General features: G+C 71.8%; 17 protein-coding genes and 1 pseudogene. 16 read left to right on the top strand and 2 right to left on the bottom strand.

The window, feature by feature from the left end; all coding sequences use genetic code 11:
* Positions 1-23 precede the first annotated feature (23 nt).
* A complete protein-coding gene (locus tag FU792_RS11670; RefSeq protein WP_022926233.1) occupies positions 24-1,274 on the bottom strand; it encodes a DNA recombination protein RmuC in 1,251 nt (416 codons plus the stop codon).
* Positions 1,275-1,572: 298 nt separating this feature from the next.
* Here FU792_RS11670 and FU792_RS11665 point away from each other — a divergent pair, with 298 nt between their 5' ends.
* The 12 genes and pseudogenes from FU792_RS11665 (at position 1,573) to FU792_RS11610 (ending at position 11,278) form a co-directional block, all read left to right on the top strand.
* The gene (locus tag FU792_RS11665; protein ID WP_022926232.1) at positions 1,573-2,793 is read left to right on the top strand and encodes a substrate-binding domain-containing protein; all 1,221 of its coding nucleotides are present in this window, start codon (positions 1,573-1,575) and stop codon (positions 2,791-2,793) included.
* Entirely contained in the window at positions 2,790-3,599 is an 810-nt protein-coding gene (locus FU792_RS11660; RefSeq protein ID WP_022926231.1) for an ABC transporter ATP-binding protein, read from the top strand. The genes FU792_RS11665 and FU792_RS11660 overlap by 4 nt, the downstream gene beginning before the upstream one ends.
* Positions 3,596-4,435 (top strand): ABC transporter ATP-binding protein, encoded by an 840-nt coding sequence (locus FU792_RS11655; RefSeq protein ID WP_022926230.1) that lies wholly within the window; start codon positions 3,596-3,598, stop codon positions 4,433-4,435. The genes FU792_RS11660 and FU792_RS11655 overlap by 4 nt, the downstream gene beginning before the upstream one ends.
* A pseudogene (locus FU792_RS11650) lies at positions 4,432-5,307 on the top strand (branched-chain amino acid ABC transporter permease). The gene FU792_RS11655 and the pseudogene FU792_RS11650 overlap by 4 nt, the downstream one beginning before the upstream one ends.
* A complete protein-coding gene (locus FU792_RS11645) occupies positions 5,304-6,452 on the top strand; it encodes a branched-chain amino acid ABC transporter permease (RefSeq protein WP_022926228.1) in 1,149 nt (382 codons plus the stop codon). Before FU792_RS11650 ends, FU792_RS11645 begins: the two are co-directional and overlap by 4 nt.
* A complete protein-coding gene (locus FU792_RS11640; protein WP_022926227.1) occupies positions 6,449-8,017 on the top strand; it encodes a class I adenylate-forming enzyme family protein in 1,569 nt (522 codons plus the stop codon). The genes FU792_RS11645 and FU792_RS11640 overlap by 4 nt, the downstream gene beginning before the upstream one ends.
* Positions 8,014-8,649 (top strand): TetR/AcrR family transcriptional regulator, encoded by a 636-nt coding sequence (locus tag FU792_RS11635; RefSeq protein WP_022926226.1) that lies wholly within the window; start codon positions 8,014-8,016, stop codon positions 8,647-8,649. The genes FU792_RS11640 and FU792_RS11635 overlap by 4 nt, the downstream gene beginning before the upstream one ends.
* Complete coding sequence (locus FU792_RS11630) at positions 8,646-9,380, top strand: 3-hydroxybutyrate dehydrogenase (RefSeq protein ID WP_149814781.1); 735 nt, start codon at positions 8,646-8,648, stop codon at positions 9,378-9,380. Before FU792_RS11635 ends, FU792_RS11630 begins: the two co-directional genes overlap by 4 nt.
* Positions 9,377-10,315, top strand: a complete 939-nt coding sequence (locus FU792_RS11625) for an alpha/beta fold hydrolase (protein ID WP_022926224.1) — start codon at positions 9,377-9,379, stop codon at positions 10,313-10,315. Before FU792_RS11630 ends, FU792_RS11625 begins: the two co-directional genes overlap by 4 nt.
* On the top strand, positions 10,312-10,653 hold the full coding sequence (locus tag FU792_RS11620) for a GntT/GntP/DsdX family permease (RefSeq protein ID WP_022926223.1): 342 nt from the start codon (positions 10,312-10,314) through the stop codon (positions 10,651-10,653). The genes FU792_RS11625 and FU792_RS11620 overlap by 4 nt, the downstream gene beginning before the upstream one ends.
* A complete protein-coding gene (locus FU792_RS11615; RefSeq protein WP_022926222.1) occupies positions 10,638-10,892 on the top strand; it encodes a type II toxin-antitoxin system Phd/YefM family antitoxin in 255 nt (84 codons plus the stop codon). Before FU792_RS11620 ends, FU792_RS11615 begins: the two co-directional genes overlap by 16 nt.
* The gene (locus tag FU792_RS11610; protein WP_022926221.1) at positions 10,889-11,278 is read left to right on the top strand and encodes a type II toxin-antitoxin system VapC family toxin; all 390 of its coding nucleotides are present in this window, start codon (positions 10,889-10,891) and stop codon (positions 11,276-11,278) included. Before FU792_RS11615 ends, FU792_RS11610 begins: the two co-directional genes overlap by 4 nt.
* 42 nt (positions 11,279-11,320) lie before the next feature.
* Here FU792_RS11610 and pdxY read toward each other — a convergent pair whose 3' ends face one another.
* Positions 11,321-12,187, bottom strand: a complete 867-nt coding sequence (pdxY, locus tag FU792_RS11605; protein ID WP_022926220.1) for a pyridoxal kinase PdxY — start codon at positions 12,185-12,187, stop codon at positions 11,321-11,323.
* Between the two features lie 44 nt (positions 12,188-12,231).
* Here pdxY and ychF point away from each other — a divergent pair, with 44 nt between their 5' ends.
* The 4 genes from ychF to FU792_RS11585 all read left to right on the top strand — a co-directional run bounded on the left by ychF (position 12,232) and on the right by FU792_RS11585 (position 15,970).
* Positions 12,232-13,317, top strand: coding sequence for a redox-regulated ATPase YchF (gene ychF, locus FU792_RS11600; RefSeq protein ID WP_022926219.1), 1,086 nt, complete (start codon positions 12,232-12,234; stop codon positions 13,315-13,317).
* A gap of 78 nt (positions 13,318-13,395) precedes the next feature.
* Complete coding sequence (gene cmtR / locus FU792_RS11595) at positions 13,396-13,755, top strand: Cd(II)/Pb(II)-sensing metalloregulatory transcriptional regulator CmtR (protein WP_012397799.1); 360 nt, start codon at positions 13,396-13,398, stop codon at positions 13,753-13,755.
* Positions 13,752-15,665 carry a heavy metal translocating P-type ATPase gene (locus FU792_RS11590; RefSeq protein ID WP_052327915.1) on the top strand — a complete coding sequence of 638 codons (1,914 nt, stop codon included), beginning with the start codon at positions 13,752-13,754 and terminating at the stop codon, positions 15,663-15,665. The genes cmtR and FU792_RS11590 overlap by 4 nt, the downstream gene beginning before the upstream one ends.
* Positions 15,662-15,970 carry a hypothetical protein gene (locus FU792_RS11585; protein WP_012397801.1) on the top strand — a complete coding sequence of 103 codons (309 nt, stop codon included), beginning with the start codon at positions 15,662-15,664 and terminating at the stop codon, positions 15,968-15,970. Before FU792_RS11590 ends, FU792_RS11585 begins: the two co-directional genes overlap by 4 nt.
* Positions 15,971-16,184: the final 214 nt, after the last annotated feature.

The raw sequence follows: 16,184 nt of genomic DNA, 5'->3' as shown, positions 1-16,184 counted from the left end.
CGGGGGTCGGCCCGGTCGCCGGATCAGCCCACCTCCCGGCGCCGCGTGCCCCGTGCCGCGGCCGCGTCCTGCTCCTCCGACCTGCTCGGCGTGCCCTGCTCCAGCTCCACGGCCAGCCAGTCCTCGGCGACGGGTCGGGGGGCGGACTCGAGGACCGGCAACGGCTCCGGGCCCGCCTCGGCGAGCCCGAGCTCGCTCATCCGCCGCGAGGTGACCATGACCCGGGACTCCAGCGTGCCCACGAGCTGGTTGTAGGTCTCGACCGAGCGCCGGAGCGCGGACCCCATGGCCCGGGTGTGCCGCCCCACCGTGCCGAGCCGCTGGTGCAGCTCGCTGCCCAGGGCGAGCAGCTCTCGGGCGTTGCCGGCCAGGGCGTCCTGCTGCCAGGCCAGGGCGGTCGCCCGCAGCACCGCCAAGAGCGTCGCCGGAGAGGCCAGCACGACCTTGCGGGACTGCGCGTGGTCGTAGAGGTCCGGGGCGGCCCGCAGGGCGGCGGCGAGCACCGCGTCGCTGGGCACGAAGCACACGACCAGCTCCGGTGAGGTGGCGAAGGCCGACCAGTAGTCCTTCGCGGCCAGCCCGTCGACGTGCGTGCGCAGCGCCGCCGCGTGCTCGCCCAGCAGCGCGTCGACCTCGTCACCGGACCGCTCCGGGGCCTGTGCGCGCAGGAAGGCGGACAACGGGGCCTTGCTGTCCACCACGATGACCTTGTCTCCGGGCAGCCGGACCACGGCGTCGGGCCGGACCCGGGCATCGTGCCGGCTGATCGCGCTCACCTGCTCGTCGAAGTCGCAGCGCGCGAGCATGCCGGCATGCTCCATCACCCGGCGCAGCTGCACCTCGCCCCAGGTGCCCCGGGTCCCGGACGCGGACAAGGCGCCCGAGAGGGCGGCGGTCTGCTCCCGCAGTGCCCTCGTCTGGGTGGCGACCTGGTCCAGGTGCTCGCCGACCTGGCCGAAGTGCTCCACCCGGTCGCGCTCCAGCGTCCGCACCTGCTGCTCGACCCGGTCCAGGGCCGCCCGCAGCGGTGCGAGCTCGGCCGCGGTGCGGGAGTCCTGGTCCTCGCGGGAGGACACGCCGTCCAGCTCCAGCCGCAGCTCGGCGGCCTCCGCGTGCGCCTGGTCCCGAGAGGCGCGGGCCAGCGCCACCTCGGTCTGCGCCCTCGCCGAGCGCGCTGCCGCGCCGCTGCGGGCCAGCAGCCAGCCCAGCACCAGTCCGACGGCCAGGGCCAGCAGCAGCGGCAGCACCGCGCCGGTCGTGAGTTCCTCGCTCATGGGCCTCACCCTGGCACCGGGCACCGACATACCCTGGGGTGCCGCCGGTCACGACGGGTGTCCGGTCGTGCCAGAGGCCGACATGAGGGGTGTCCGGTCGGGTATGGGGGGCGGACAGAAGGGGTGTCCGGTCGGGCGGTGGAGGGGAAGGGGTGTGCGGAGGTGGTGCGCGGTCACGATCCGGTCACGACCGGGGGACACGAGTCGCGGCGACGTTGACACCCTGCACGGCCAGATCTACCTTCGGATGCGAAACATGAATCACCTTTCATGTTCGACCGCACGAAGGAGTGTCCCCGTGACCGCACGGCCCGTCCGCCTGCTCACCGTCCTGACCGCCACCACGGCGCTGACCCTCTCGGCCTGCGCGCCGTCGAGCACGGACGGGGGTGGCGACGACAGCGGGGCGAGCGGCGAGGGCTCCGAGGGCGGCGGCACCGCCCAGGTCGGCATCATCTACTCCGAGACCGGCCCCTTGGCGGCCTACGGCGAGCAGTACCGCCAGGGACTGGAGGCCGGCATCGACTACGCCACGGACGGCACCGGCGAGGTCGACGGCACCACGATCGAGGTGGAGTACCGCGACGACGCCGGCAACCCCGACACCGCCGTCGCCGCGGCCAAGGACCTCATCGGTCAGGACTACCAGATCCTCGGCGGCACGGTCGTCTCCGGCATCGCGACCGCCATGGCCGAGCAGGCCGCGCAGAACGAGATCCTCTACATCTCCGGTCCGGCCGCGACCGACGCGATCACCGGCGTCAACGAGTTCACCTTCCGCTCCGGCCGGCAGTCTTTCCAGGACGTCGCGACCGCCGGCGCGATGCTCGAGGACAGCTCCGGCAAGGTGGTCGTCCTGGCCCAGGACAACGCCTTCGGCCAGGGCAACCTCGCCGCCGTCGAGGCAGTGCTGGGCGCCGAGGGAGCCGAGGTCGCCAGCGTGCTGGTGCCCGAGGACGCCACCGAGTTCACCGGCTTCGCCCGCCAGGTGGTCGACGAGGAGCCCGACCTGATCTTCGTCGCCTGGGCGGGTGCCACCGCCGGCAACATGTGGCAGTCCCTCACCCAGCAGGACGTCTTCGACGCCGCCCCGGTCGTCACCGGGCTCGCCGACTCGGCGACCTTCGCCGCCTACGGCGACGCCGGCGAGCAGATCTCCTTCCTCTCGCACTACTTCCCCGAGGCGACCGACAACGAGGTCAACCAGGCCCTCGTGGACTCGGTCACCGAGGCCGGAGGGACGCCGGACCTGTTCACCGTCGACGGCTTCGTGGCCGGCCAGATGATCGTGCAGGCCGTCGCCGAGGGCGGGGACGACGTCACCGCCATGATCGACGCGCTCGAGGGCTGGGAGTTCGAGGGCCCCAAGGGCACGACGACCGTCCGTGAGGGCGACCACGCCCTCGTGCAGGACATGTTCACCGCCAGCCTGGTGCAGGACGGCGACGCCTGGGTCCCCGAGGTCATCGACACGGTCGCCGCCGACGAGGTCGCGCCGCCGGAGGCCTCGGGCGAGTGACCGAGCAGGACAGCCCGGTCCAGGGCCGGGCCGCGGGGGCGGCGAGCTCCGCCCCCGCGCCCGCCCTGGAGGTCCGGGATCTCTCGCTGCGCATCGGCGGGGCACAGATCCTGGAGGACATCAGCATCACCGTGCCGCGGGGCCAGATCGTCGGCGTCATCGGCCCGAACGGTGCCGGCAAGACCACGCTGTTCAACCTCGTCTCAGGGGTGCACGCGCCCACCTCGGGGCAGGTGCTGCTCGGTGGACGGGACCTCACCCGCTCCAGCATCACGCAACGGGCCAACGCCGGGCTCGGACGCACCTTCCAGACGTCCTCGCTCTTCCCCGGGCTCACCGTGCACGAGAACGCCCGGCTGGCCGCCCAGGTCACCGAGGGCCGAGCCATCTCGCTCTTCTCCTTCCCGCGGCGCGGCGACGCGGCGTCGCGCCGCGCGAGCGAGCTGCTCGAGGAGGTCGGGCTGGCCCACCGCGCGGAGCACCGCGCCGGGGACCTGCCGCACGGCGACAAGCGCAAGCTCGAGATCGCCATGCTGCTCGCGACCGACCCTGAGGTCGTGCTCCTGGACGAGCCGATGGCGGGCGTGGCCTCCGGCGACGTCCCGGGTCTCACCGAGGTCATCCGCGGCCTGCACCGCGACCACGGGTGCACCGTGCTCATGGTGGAGCACCACATGGAGGTCCTGCTCGGCCTCGTCGAACGGGTGGCCGTGCTCCACTTCGGCCACCTGCTCGCGATGGACACCCCGGAGGCGGTCATGGCCGACCCGACGGTCCAGAGCGCTTACCTGGGGGAGACGGTATGACGCCCGCCCAGCCCACCGGCGACCTCACCGACGCACCGGCCCGGAGCGAGGACGTCGACCCGGTCCTGCACGTGCGCGGGCTGTCCGCCCACGTCGCCGGCCAGCAGGTCGTGGAGCACGTCGACCTCGACGTCGCCCCGGTCGGGGTCACCGCCCTCCTCGGGCGCAACGGCGTGGGGAAGACCTCGACGATCAAGGCCGTCCTCGGCCTCATCGGCCGGGCGGGCGAGGTCGAGCTCGCCGGCACCGACCTCGTGCCCCTGCCCACCCACCAGATCGTGCGGCTCGGGATCGGCTACGTGCCGGAGGACCGCGAGGTCTTCGCCGGCCTCACCGTGACCGACAACCTGCGGCTGGCCGAGCGCCGCGGCGGCGAGCACCGCTACGACCTCGTCTACGACCTCTTCCCCGAGCTGAAGCAGCGCGGCGCCCAGGCCGCCGGGACGCTCTCCGGCGGGCAGCAGCAGATGGTCTCCCTCGCACGGGCCCTGCTCAACGACAACCAGGTGCTCCTCGTGGACGAGCCGACCAAGGGGCTCGCCCCCAAGCTGGTGCAGGAGGTGAGCCAGGTGCTCGCCCGGGCGGCGCAGGTCGCCCCCATCCTCCTGGTCGAGCAGAACCTCCAGGTCGTCCGCGAGCTCGCCCACCACGCGGTCGTCCTCACCGACGGCCGCAGCGTCCACCACGGCCCCGCGCAGGAGTTCCTCGCCGACGACGCCCTCACCCAGCGGCTGCTGGGGGTCCACGGCGAGGGCGGGTCCGATCCCGCCGAGGAGCACGCCCAGGACCGGGACGAAGCCGGCGCCAGGCATACCCGAGAGGAGCACAGCGAGTGAGCACCGTCGTCCTGCTCCTGTTCACCGGGGTCGGGCTGGGGGCGATCTACTTCCTGGTCGCCTCGGGTCTGTCCCTCATCTACGGCCTCATGCACGTCCTCAACTTCGCGCACGGCGTCTTCCTGTCGCTGGGTGCCTTCCTCGGGCTCGAGGTGGCCACCCGGCTGGGCGCCACGACCTAGACCGGCTTCGCGGTCTCGCTGCTCGTCGGTGCCCTCGCGGGCGCGGTCTTCGCGGCGCTGACCGAACGGGTGCTGGTGCAACGGCTCTACGAGCGGCACATCGAGCAGGTGCTCGTGACCGTCGGTCTCGGCCTGGCCGCCGTCGCGCTCTTCGACGGGATCTGGGGCACCGACCCCCGGTTCATCTCCGGACCGGCCTGGCTGGGCCGGACCACCCACATCCTCGGCGCCAACGTGCCCAACGACCGCTTCGTCGCCATCGGGGTCGCCGCCCTGGTGCTGCTGGGCATGGTGCTCTTCCTGCAGCGCACCCGCTACGGCATGATCATCCGCGCCGGGGTGGAGAACCGCGCCATGGTCACCGCGCTGGGCATCGACGTGCGGACCGCCTTCACCCTGGTCTTCACCATCGGCGGGATCGCGGCCGGGCTGGGTGGCGTCCTCGCGAGCCACTACTTCGGCTACGTCTCGCCGCTGCTCGGTCAGACGCTGCTCATCTTCGCCTTCATCGTCACGGTCATCGGAGGGCTCGGCTCGCTCACCGGGGCGGCGATCGCCTCCGTGCTCGTGGCGCTGCTGCAGCAGTTCGCCAACTACTACCTCTGGGGCACCGGCGACCTCGCCGTCGTCGTGCTCCTCGCCGTGGTCCTGCTGACCCGGCCCTCCGGCCTGATGGGGAGGCGCGCATGACGACCCCGACGACGCAGCCGTCCCGCCGCTCGTGGCTCGGCAGGCTCGTGCCGCTGGCGCTGGTCGTGCTGCTGGCCTGCCTGCCGCTGCTCAACCTGCACCTGCCCGGGGTGCTGCCGGGACCGACCTACACCCCCGGATCGCTGCACCTGATGGCGCTCGCCATGGTCATGGCCGCGCTGGCGCTGTCCTACCACCTGCTCCTCGGGGTGGCCGGGCTGCTGTCCTTCGGGCACGCGCTCTACTTCGGCTTCGGCGCCTACGTGCTCGGCATCGTCATGTCCGAGCTCGACCTGGGGCTGGTGCCCTCGGCGCTCGTCGTGCTCGTGGCCGGCGTGGTCTTCTCCACCCTGCTCGGGGCGATCAGCCTGCGGGTCACCGGCATACCCTTCGCGATGGTCACCCTCGCCTTCGCCCAGGCCGGCTCGGTGCTGGTCCGCCGCGACCCGGGCCGGGTCACCGGTGGTGAGGAGGGGCTGCGGCTGCCGACCGAGCACGTGCCGGACGCGCTCATCGGGGTCGCCAACACCCGCAACCTCTACTGGCTGGCGCTCGCGGCCCTCGTGCTGGCCTTCCTGCTCACCACGTGGGTGCAGCGCAGCCGGGCCGGTCACGTCGCCGAGGCGGTAAGGGAGAACGAGCTGCGTGTCCGCGTCCTCGGGATGCGCCCCTTCGTCGTCAAGCTCGCCATCTTCGTCGCGGCCTCGGTCATCGCCATCGGGATGGGCATGGTCCACCTGCTGCTCAACTCCGGCGCCGTGCCCACCATCGTCAGCGCCGAGTTCACCATCTCGCTGCTGCTCATGGTCGTCATCGGCGGCGTCGGCTCGCGCTGGGGCGCGGTCACCGGAGCCGTGCTCTACGTCCTGCTCAACCAGCGGCTCACCGTCCTGGCGCAGGCCGAGTGGGTGCACGACCTGCCCGCGGTGCTGCGGATCCCGCTGTCGGAGCCGATGTTCATCCTCGGCACGCTCTTCGTGCTGGTCGTCATGTTCCTGCCCGGCGGCATCGCGGGCACCGTGACCCGGCTGCGGGGCCGCCGCCCGTCGCGTGGCGGCGCGGAGCCGGGTGCTGACAGGGTGGAGCAGATGGACGACGACGCGCGCGAGCCGCAGCACGAGGGTGCGGGGGCGGCCCGCCCATGAGCACCGGGACCGGTGGCCCACAGACCGACGGGCTGCACACGCTCGGTCGCTGGCCGGCCGACCGTGCCCGCATCGCCCCGGACCACCCGGCAGTGGTCGACCGCGGGGTCGCGCTGCGCTACGGCGAGCTGGAGGCCCGGGTCGACCGGTCGGCCCAGGCGCTCCTCGGTGCCGGCGTCGGCAGGGGTATGCGCGTGGCCACCCTGGTCGGCAACAGCGCCGACCAGGTGGTCCTCTTCTTCGCCTGCGCCCGGGTCGGCGCGGCCCTGTGCCCGCTCTCGTGGCGGCTCACGCCGCCGGAGCTGGTCCGCCAGGTGCAGCTGCTGGACCCGGCCCTGCTCGTCACCGAGGAGGAGACCGGCGCCCTGGCCCGGGAGGTGGCCGCGCGCCTCACCTGCCCGGTGCCCACGGCATACCTCACGGAGATCGAGCGGCCGGGAGCCCTGGCCGCGGCGACCGGCCGTCCTGCCGTCGGGCCCGAGCCGGTCGACGACGAGGACGCGCTGCTCGTCGTCTTCACCTCCGGCAGCGTCAGCGCCCCGAAGGCCGCGGTGCTCTCGCACCGCACCTGCTGGTGGACCAACCTGTCGCTCTCGCGCACGCTCGAGCTCACCGAGCGCGACGTCGTGCTCTCGGTGCTGCCGCAGTTCCACGCCGGCGGGTGGAACATCCAGCCGCTGCTCGCGTGGTGGACGGGGGCCACCGTGGTGCTGGAGCGCACCTTCGACCCGGCCCGGGTGCTGAGCCTGGTGGGCGAGCGCCGGGTGAGCACGATGATGGGCGTGCCGACGCAGTACCTCCTGCTCGCCGAGCACCCCGGCTTCGCGACGGCCGACCTGACGAGCCTGCGCAGCGCCGTGGTCGGCGGGGCGCCGATGCCGCCGCCGCTGCTGCGGACCTTCCACGCCCGCGGGGTGGCGCTGACCCAGGGCTACGGGCTCACCGAGGCCGGGCCCAACGTGCTCTGCCTGCCCCCGCACGAGGCCGCCGACCGGGCGGGCTGGGCCGGCGTGCCCTATCCGCACGTCGAGGTGGCGCTGGCCGACCCGGCCACCGGGGAGCGCGTCGAGGGAGCGGGGACCGGCGAGCTGTTGGTCCGCGGCCCGGGGCTGTTCACCGGCTACCTGCACGATGAGGAGGCCACGGCGCAGGTGCTGCACGACGGCTGGCTCTGGACCGGCGACGTCGCGGACCGTGACGAGGACGGCTACCTGCGGATCGTGGACCGGCTGCGCAACATCTACATCAGCGGTGGCGAGAACGTCGCGCCCGCCGAGGTCGAGGCGGTGCTGCGGCGGCACCCGGCTGTCGCGCAGGCCGCGGTGGCCGGCGTGCCGCACGAGCGGTGGGGCGAGGTCGGGGTCGCGCTCGTGGTGCTCCGGCCCGGGGTGGCCACCGACGAGCACGACATCCTGGAGCACTGCCGGGGGATGCTCGCCGGCTTCAAGGTGCCCGAGCGGGTCCTGGCCGTCCCCGGCATACCCCAGGTCGGGATCGGCAAGACCGACCAGCCCGCCGTGCGCGCCCTGGCGCTGCAGCTGCTCGAGCGGCAGGGGCAGCGATGAGCGTGGAGGGCCCGGTCGCCCGGCCCGCGCCGCGCACCGCCCGCGGTGCGCGCACCCGGGCGCGGCTCCTGCAGGCGGCGGAGGACGTCTTCGCCACCGTCGGCTACCCGGACGCCTCGATCGTGCGGATCACGGAGCTCGCCGGGGTCGCGCTCGGCACCTTCTACGTGCACTTCACCGGCAAGAAGGAAATCTTCGACGAGGTCGTGCTCCACCTGTCGCGCCGGGTGCGGCAGGCGATGAGCGAGGCGTCCTCGGCGGCGCCGGACCGGCTCACCGCCGAGCGCGACGGCTTCCGCGCGTTCTTCGCCTTCACCGCCGAGCACCCCGCGCTCTACCGCATCATCCGGCAGGCCGAGTTCGTCTCGCCCGAGGTCATGCGCACGCACTACGACGACATCTGCTCGGGGTATGCCGCGGGCCTGGAGGACGCGATCGGACGCGGTCAGATCCGCGCCGTCGACCCCGTCGTCGCCGCCTGGGCGCTCATGGGCGCCGGCGAGCTCATCGGGATGCGTTGGGTGCTCTGGGAGCAGGGCGGGCAGATCCCCGAGCCGGTCTTCGAGCAGCTCATGCTGCTCATCGAGGGTGCGCTGGCACCCACCACGACGGACGAAGGAGAGGGCACATGACACGCAGGGCGATCGTCACCGGAGGGGCCAGCGGCATCGGCGCCGCCGTCGCGCGCCGGCTCGCCGCCGACGGGATGAGCGTGGTCGTCGCCGACCGCGACGCCGACGCCGCGCAGGCGCTGGCCGGCGACCTCGGGGGAGAGGCGTGGACCGTCGACCTGTCGGACACCGCGGCGCTGGAGGACGCCACCGTCGACTGCGACGTCCTGGTCAACAACGCGGGGGTGCAGCGGGTGGCGCCGGTGCACGAGTTCGTGCCGGACGACTTCCGGTTGATCCACCGGCTCATGCTCGAGGCGCCGTTCCTGCTGGCGCGCGCCGCGCTGCCGCACATGTATGCCCGGGGTTGGGGCCGGATCGTCAACGTCTCCTCGGCTCACGGGCTGCGGGCTTCGGCCTTCAAGTCGCCTACGTCCTCGGCCAAGCACGGGCTTGAGGGGTTCTCCAAGGTCGTCGCGCTCGAGGGCGCCGACCACGGCGTGACGAGCAACTGCGTCAACCCCGGCTACGTCCGCACCCCGCTGGTGGAGAAGCAGATCGCCGACCAGGCCAGGACCCACGGGATCGGGGAGGACGAGGTGGTCGAGAAGATCATGCTCACCCGCGCCGCGGTGAAGCGGCTCATCGAGCCGGACGAGGTGGCCGCGCTGGTGTCCTTCCTCGCCTCCGACGACGCCGGCATGGTGACCGGCACGTCCTACGCGATGGACGGCGGGTGGACTGCCCAGTGAGCCCCACGGAACCGCCCCTGCCGTCCTCGGTCGAGACCGTCCTAGGGGAGCGCTACCGCAGCGTCGAGGTCCCGGTCGACGGCGGCGACCTGCACGTCGGGGTCTGGGAGCCCGAGGCGGGCGAGGACGCCGACGCCCCGACCGTCGTGCTCGTCCACGGGATCACCGCCTCGCACGTCTCCTTCGCCGCGCTGGCGCAGGCGCTGCCCGGCGTCCGGCTGGTCGCTCCCGACCTGCGCGGCCGTGGCCGCTCCCGCGACCTGCCGGCGCCCTACGGCATGCCGCGCCACGCCGACGACGTCGCCGCCGCGCTGGCCCACCTCGGGGTGCGCGAGGCGGTCGCGGTCGGTCACTCCATGGGCGCCTTCGTCTCACTCGTGCTCGCCGACCGGCACCCCGACCTCGTCCGCTCCCTCCTCCTCGTCGACGGGGGTATGCCCCTGCTCCCGCCCCCGGGCGTCGCGCCGGAGGACATGGCGGCCGCGGTGCTCGGCCCGGCCGCGGACCGGCTGCAGATGACCTTCTCCAGCCGTGAGGCATACCATGAGTTCTGGCGCGAGCACCCTGCCCTGGGCCCGGGGTGGGACGAATTCACCACCGCCTATGTCGACTACGACCTCGTGGGGGAGGAGCCCGCGCTCACGCCCGCCACGCGCCCGGAGGCGCTCGCCGAGGACATCCGCGAGCTCGTCGACGGCGCCTCGGTGGAGCAGGCGCTCGACGGCCTGGCTCACGCCGCGACCTGGGTGGTCGCCCCCAGGGGCTTGCTGGACGAGGTGCCCCCGCTCTACCCTGACGCCGCCCGGGAGCACTGGACCTCCCGGCTGCCCCGGCTGCGCATGGTCCCGGTCGAGGGGGTCAACCACTACACGGTCATGCTCGGCGGGCGCGGCGTGCGGCAGCTGCTGCCGCTCCTGGAGGAGGAGATCGCGTGATCGGACTGATCGGGATCCTGCTGTCCCTGGCCCTGCTCATCGTCCTGGCCTACCGCGGCCTCAACGTCATCGTCCTGGCCCCGACCATGGCGAGCATCGCGGTGATCTTCGCGGGCGCGCCGATCCTGGCGACCTATACCCAGGTCTTCATGCCGGCCATGGGCAACGTCGTCGTGAGCTTCTTCCCGCTGTTCCTGCTCGGCGCCCTCTTCGGCAAGGTCATGTCGGACTCCGGCGTCGCGCTGCGGATCGCGGAATGGGTGGTGCGGCCCCCTGATCCTGATCGCGGGACCCGTGTGCTACGCGTGCTACGTTTCTGGGCATGGGCACGACAGTGAGCCACCGCGACCTCCGCAACCACAGCGGGGAGGTGCTGCACGCCGTCGCTGCCGGCGAGACATACACGGTGACCAGCCGAGGCAAGCCAGTTGCGCAGCTGGTGCCGATGACGCAGGCCACCCCCGACCTGCCGCTCTCTCGCCCGGCGGTGGCTCGGGGTGGTTTCTCGGGGCTGAGGCGGCACAGCATCAACTCCCCTTCCGCCGCCACGCTCGATGACCTGCGGGGAGAGCGTTGACGCGCTACTACCTGGACACCTCGGCCGCGGTGAAGCTCATGGTGGAGGAGCCGGAGAGTGCCTCCATGGCGTCCTGGGCGGACGGCGATGACGTCACCCTGGTGTCGACGCACCTGCTCGAGACCGAGCTGCGCCGATTCGCGAACCGGCACGATCTCCCGCAGGCGGACGTGTCAGCCATCCTGGGGCGGGTCGATCTCTACGACCTCCCACCGAGTCTCTTCCGCGAGGCCGGACTGATGCCGGGCGTTGACCTGCGGTCGCTGGACGCACTCCATCTGGCAGCCTCCATCCGGCTCGACGTGGACGCGGTGGTCACGTACGACCGCCACCTCGCGGGCGCTGTGGAGACGATGGGCCTGCGGGTCCACGCGCCACGAGCCTGAGCGTCGTCGGGCTCGTGCGCCGCACCCCTGGCGGTATACCCCTCAGCTCACCTGGCGTGCGCTGAACTGCATCCGCGGCTCGGCGAAGGCGTCCTGTGCCTGGACCAGCCGCAGCTCGCGCTCGCCGGAGTCGAGGGTGGCCTGCAGCAGGTCGAAGACGCTGGAGGCGGTGCGCTCCAGGGCCGTCGCGGCCGAGCCGGTCTCGCGGTAGTGCGCGGTGAACAGGGCGCTGGTGACGTCGCCGGAGCCGTTGGCCTTGATCGGCAGCCGCGGGGTGGCGACGATCCAGGCCCCGGCGTCGTCGACCACGAGCATCTCGATGGTCTCGCCGCCGTCCGGCTGGGCCTGCCGGTCCGGCCGCAGCACGCTGGTGACGAGCACGGTGCGCGGGCCGAGGTCGCGGGCGGCGTCGGCGGAGGCCAGCGTCGACTCCAGGGTGTCCGGCTCGGTATGCGTCATGTAGCCCAGCTCGAACTGGTTGGGCGTGATGATGTCGGCGTGCGGCAGGACCTTCTCCCGGATGAGCGGCGGGATGGACTCGGCGACGAAACAGCCGGAGGTGGCGTTGCCCATGACCGGGTCGCAGGTGTAGGTCGCCTCGGCGTTGGCGGCCTTGACCCGTCCGACCGCATCGACGACGACGTCGACGATCTCCTCGCCGCCGAGGTAGCCCGACAGCACGCCGTCGACCGTGGGCAGGACGCCGCGGTCCTCGATGCCAGAGACGACCGCGCGGACGTCGTCGGCCGGGATGAGCGGGCCACCCCACTCGCCGTAGCCGGTGTGGTTGGAGAAGTTCACCGTCAGCACCGGCCAGACCTCGTGCCCGATGCGCTGCAGCGGGAAGACGGCGGCCGAGTTGCCGACGTGCCCGTAGGCGACGTGGCTCTGGATCGAGAGGAAGCGCATACCTCGATCTTCGCATCCCCGCGGACCACTAGACTGCTGACCCCGTGGCACTCACCATCGGAATCGTCGGCCTGCCCAACGTGGGCAAGTCCACGCTCTTCAACGCGCTGACCAAGAACACCGTGCTCGCGGCGAACTACCCGTTCGCGACGATCGAGCCCAACATCGGCGTGGTGCCGCTCAAGGATGGGCGGCTGGACCGTCTCGCGGAGATCCACTCCAGCGCCAAGGTGCTGCCCGCGACGGTCAGCTTCGTCGACATCGCGGGCATCGTCCGCGGCGCGAGCGAGGGGGAGGGCCTGGGCAACAAGTTCCTCGCCAACATCCGCGAGGCGGACGCGATCTGCCAGGTCGTGCGCGCCTTCCGAGACGACGACGTCGTGCACGTCGACGGCAAGGTCAGCCCGCGGGACGACATCGAGACGATCAACACCGAGCTCATCCTCGCCGACCTGCAGACACTGGAGAACGCGATCCCGCGGCTGGAGAAGGAGGTCAAGGGCAAGCGGACCGACAAGGAGGTCCTCGACACCGCGCTCGCCGCGCAGCGGGTGCTTGAGGCGGGCGACACCCTCTATGCCCGTGGCGAGGCCGCGGGGGTCGATGTCGCCATCGCGCGGCAGCTCGGTCTGCTGACCACCAAGCCGTTCCTCTACGTCTTCAACCTCGACGAGGACGGGCTCACCGACGACGCGCTCCACGCCGAGCTGGCCGAGCTGGTCGCGCCGGCCGAGGCGATCTACCTCAACGCCAAGCTCGAGGCCGACCTGGCCGAATTGGACGACGAAGAGGCCGCCGAGCTGCTGGAGTCGGTGGGCGTCGAGGAGCCGGGGCTGGACCAGCTGGCCCGAGTCGGTTTCGACACCCTCGGGCTGCAGACCTACCTCACCGCAGGCCCCAAGGAGTCGCGGGCGTGGACGATCCGCAAGGGCTCGACCGCTCCGCAGGCCGCCGGCGTCATCCACACCGACTTCGAGCGCGGCTTCATCAAGGCGGAGATCGTCAGCTTCGAGGCGCTCGACGAGCTGGGCTCGATGGCGAAGGCCAAGGAGGCCGGCAAGGTGCGCATGGAGGGAAAGGACTACGTCATGGCCGACGGGGACGTCGTGGAATTTCGTTTCGCCGTATAACCTCTGGCGTCGATTGAGTGGTCTGACCTGCCGATGCGATGACCAAAATAGGTCAGCAGTCACTGTACAGTTCAGTGCATGCTGACCATTGCTTCACGCCTCGACGTCATGCACCGGCTCGGCCGAGCCATGGCGGACCCGACGCGATCCCGGATCCTGATGACCCTGCTCGACGGCCCGAGCTATCCGGCGGTGCTGTCGCGCGAGCTGGAGCTGACCCGGTCGAACGTGTCGAACCACCTGACCTGTCTGCGCGACTGTGGCATCGTGGCCGCCGAGCCCGAGGGACGGCAGACGCGCTACGAGATCGCCGACCCGCACCTTGCTGCGGCGCTCACGGCGCTCGTGGATGTGACGCTGGCCGTCGACGAGCACGCGCCATGCGTTGATGACCAGTGCCCGGTGCCGGGCTGCTGCGGGACGGGGGCAGGCGCATGAGCGCGGCGTGCGGCTGCGACGAGCCCGAGACCACGGTCGGCGAAGCAGTTGAGGAGGTGCAGGAGCGACCCTGGTGGCGGGACCGCGGGATCATGGTCCCGGTCCTCTCCGGCGTCGCTTTCCTGACCGGTCTCGTCCTGGAGTGGTCCGGGCTCGAGATTCTGGCGCTGGTGCTGTTCTGGCTCGGTCTGCTGCTGGGAGCGTCGACGTTCACCCCGGGCGCGATCCGCAAACTGTTCAAGCGCAAGCTCGGCATCAGCCTGCTGATGACGATCAGCGCCATTGGCGCGGTGATCCTCGGCTACGTCGAGGAGGCCGCGGCCCTGGCGTTCCTGTACTCGATCGCTGAGGCGCTGGAGGACAAGGCGATGGACCGCGCCCGCGGCGGGCTCCGGGCGCTGCTCAAGCTCGTCCCTGAGACAGCGACCATCCGCCGCGACGGCGCGTCGGTCGAGGTCGCCGCGAAAGACCTCCAGGTGGGCCAGCTGATGCTGGTGCGGCCGGGCGAACGGATCGCGACCGACGGCGTCGTGGTCACGGGTCGTTCGAGTTTGGATACGTCTGCGATCACTGGAGAGTCGATCCCGGTCGAGGTCGAGCTGGGAGATGCAGTCTCGGCCGGTGCAATCAACTCCGCCGGCGCGCTGGAAGTCGAGACGACCGCGGCGGGCACCGACAACTCGCTGACCACGATCGTGGAGCTCGTTGAGCAGGCGCAGGCCGAGAAGGGAGACCGCGCCCGCCTCGCCGACCGCATCGCCCGACCCCTCGTCCCTGGTGTGCTCGTCCTCGCCGTCCTGGTGGCGCTGATCGGTTCGCTGTTCGGCGACCCCGAGCTGTGGGTCACTCGCGCCCTGGTCGTCCTCGTGGCGGCGTCGCCGTGCGCGCTGGCGATCTCCGTGCCGCTGACCGTGGTCGCCGCGATCGGCTCGGCGAGCAAGTTCGGCGTGATCATCAAGTCCGGTGCCGCGTTCGAGCGCTTCGGCGTGATCCGCCACGTCGCCGTCGACAAGACCGGCACCCTCACCCGAAACGAGCCCGTCGTCAACGCCGTTCTCACCGCCGACGGGACCACCGAGGCGCAGGCGCTGGCGTGGGCGGCCGCGCTGGAGCAACACAGCACCCACCCGCTCGCGGCCGCGATCACCGCCGCCGCGCCGGGGGCCTCAGTAGCCGAGGACGTGACCGAGCAGGCCGGGCACGGCATCGAGGGCAAGCTCGACGGCGCGCGGATCACGGTCGGCAGCCCCCGCTGGCTGGACGCCGGGACGCTCGGCGACCGGGTCGCAGGGCTGGAGGAGCAGGGCATGACGGTCGTCATCGTGCACCGCGACGGCGAGCCGGTCGCTGCGATCGGCGTCCGCGACGAGCTGCGCCTGGAGGTCCCGGAGGTCGTCCGCACGCTCGCCGCGCAGTGCATCGGGGTCACGATGCTCACCGGCGACAACGCCCGCACCGCCCGCGCTCTCGCGGCGCAGGCCGGGATCGAGGACGTGCGCGCCGAGCTGCGCCCCGAGGACAAGGCCGCTGCGATCGCTGAGCTCGGCCAGCATGGTTCGGTGGCGATGATCGGCGACGGCATCAACGACGCCCCCGCCCTCGCCGCCGCGGACATCGGGATCGCGATGGGCGCGACCGGGTCGGATGCCGCGATCGAGTCGGCCGATGTCGCGTTCACCGGGCACGACCTGCGGCTGCTGCCGCGCGCGTTCGACCATGCCCGGCGCGGACGGCACATCATCAACCAGAACATCATCCTGTCGCTGCTGATCATCATCGCCCTGCTCCCGCTCGCCCTCTTCGGCGTCCTGGGACTCGCTGCCGTGGTGCTCGTGCACGAGATCGCGGAGGTCATCGTGATCCTCAATGGCTTGCGCGCGGCCCGGACCCGGAAGGAGCAGATCGTATGAAGGTCGAACTGCTGCACATCGTCGACTGCCCGAACACGGCCATCGCCGAAGCAAACGCGCGCGCCGCGCTGGATGCCGCCGAGCTCGCGGAAGTGCCCATCGAGCTGGTAACGATCCACACCGAGACCGAAGCGGCGAACACCCGATTCGGAGGCTCGCCCACGATCCTCGTCGACGGCGTCGACCTGTTTCCGACGCAACCGGTTCGCTCGCTCGCGTGCCGGGTCTACGCGACTGAGCGCGGGTACGCCGGTGCACCGACTCCGTCTCAGATCGAGGAGGCGTTGCACGAGACCTATCGTTGACGTCGAACGCAAGCTGTCGGTCCCGGACGCGGGGCCGAGCGCTTCACTGCACACCTCAAGAGGGTGGTATGTACCGGAAATCGGTGGAGTGGAGATTCGCGCTGTAGGGATTGGTCGCCGCGCGGAGCATCGTAGTGAGCGCGGGTTAGTCGGCTGACGCGCCTCGGGCAAGCAATAGCCGGAAGTGCTTCAGGAACTGCTTCTTGTAGTGGCA

Origin of the sequence: Serinicoccus marinus DSM 15273, assembly GCF_008386315.1 — a bacterium.
GTDB classification, from domain to species: Bacteria; Actinomycetota; Actinomycetes; order Actinomycetales; family Dermatophilaceae; genus Ornithinicoccus; species Ornithinicoccus marinus.
Note: the sequence above shows the minus strand (reverse complement) of the source record. Positions and strands in the feature narration are given on the sequence as shown.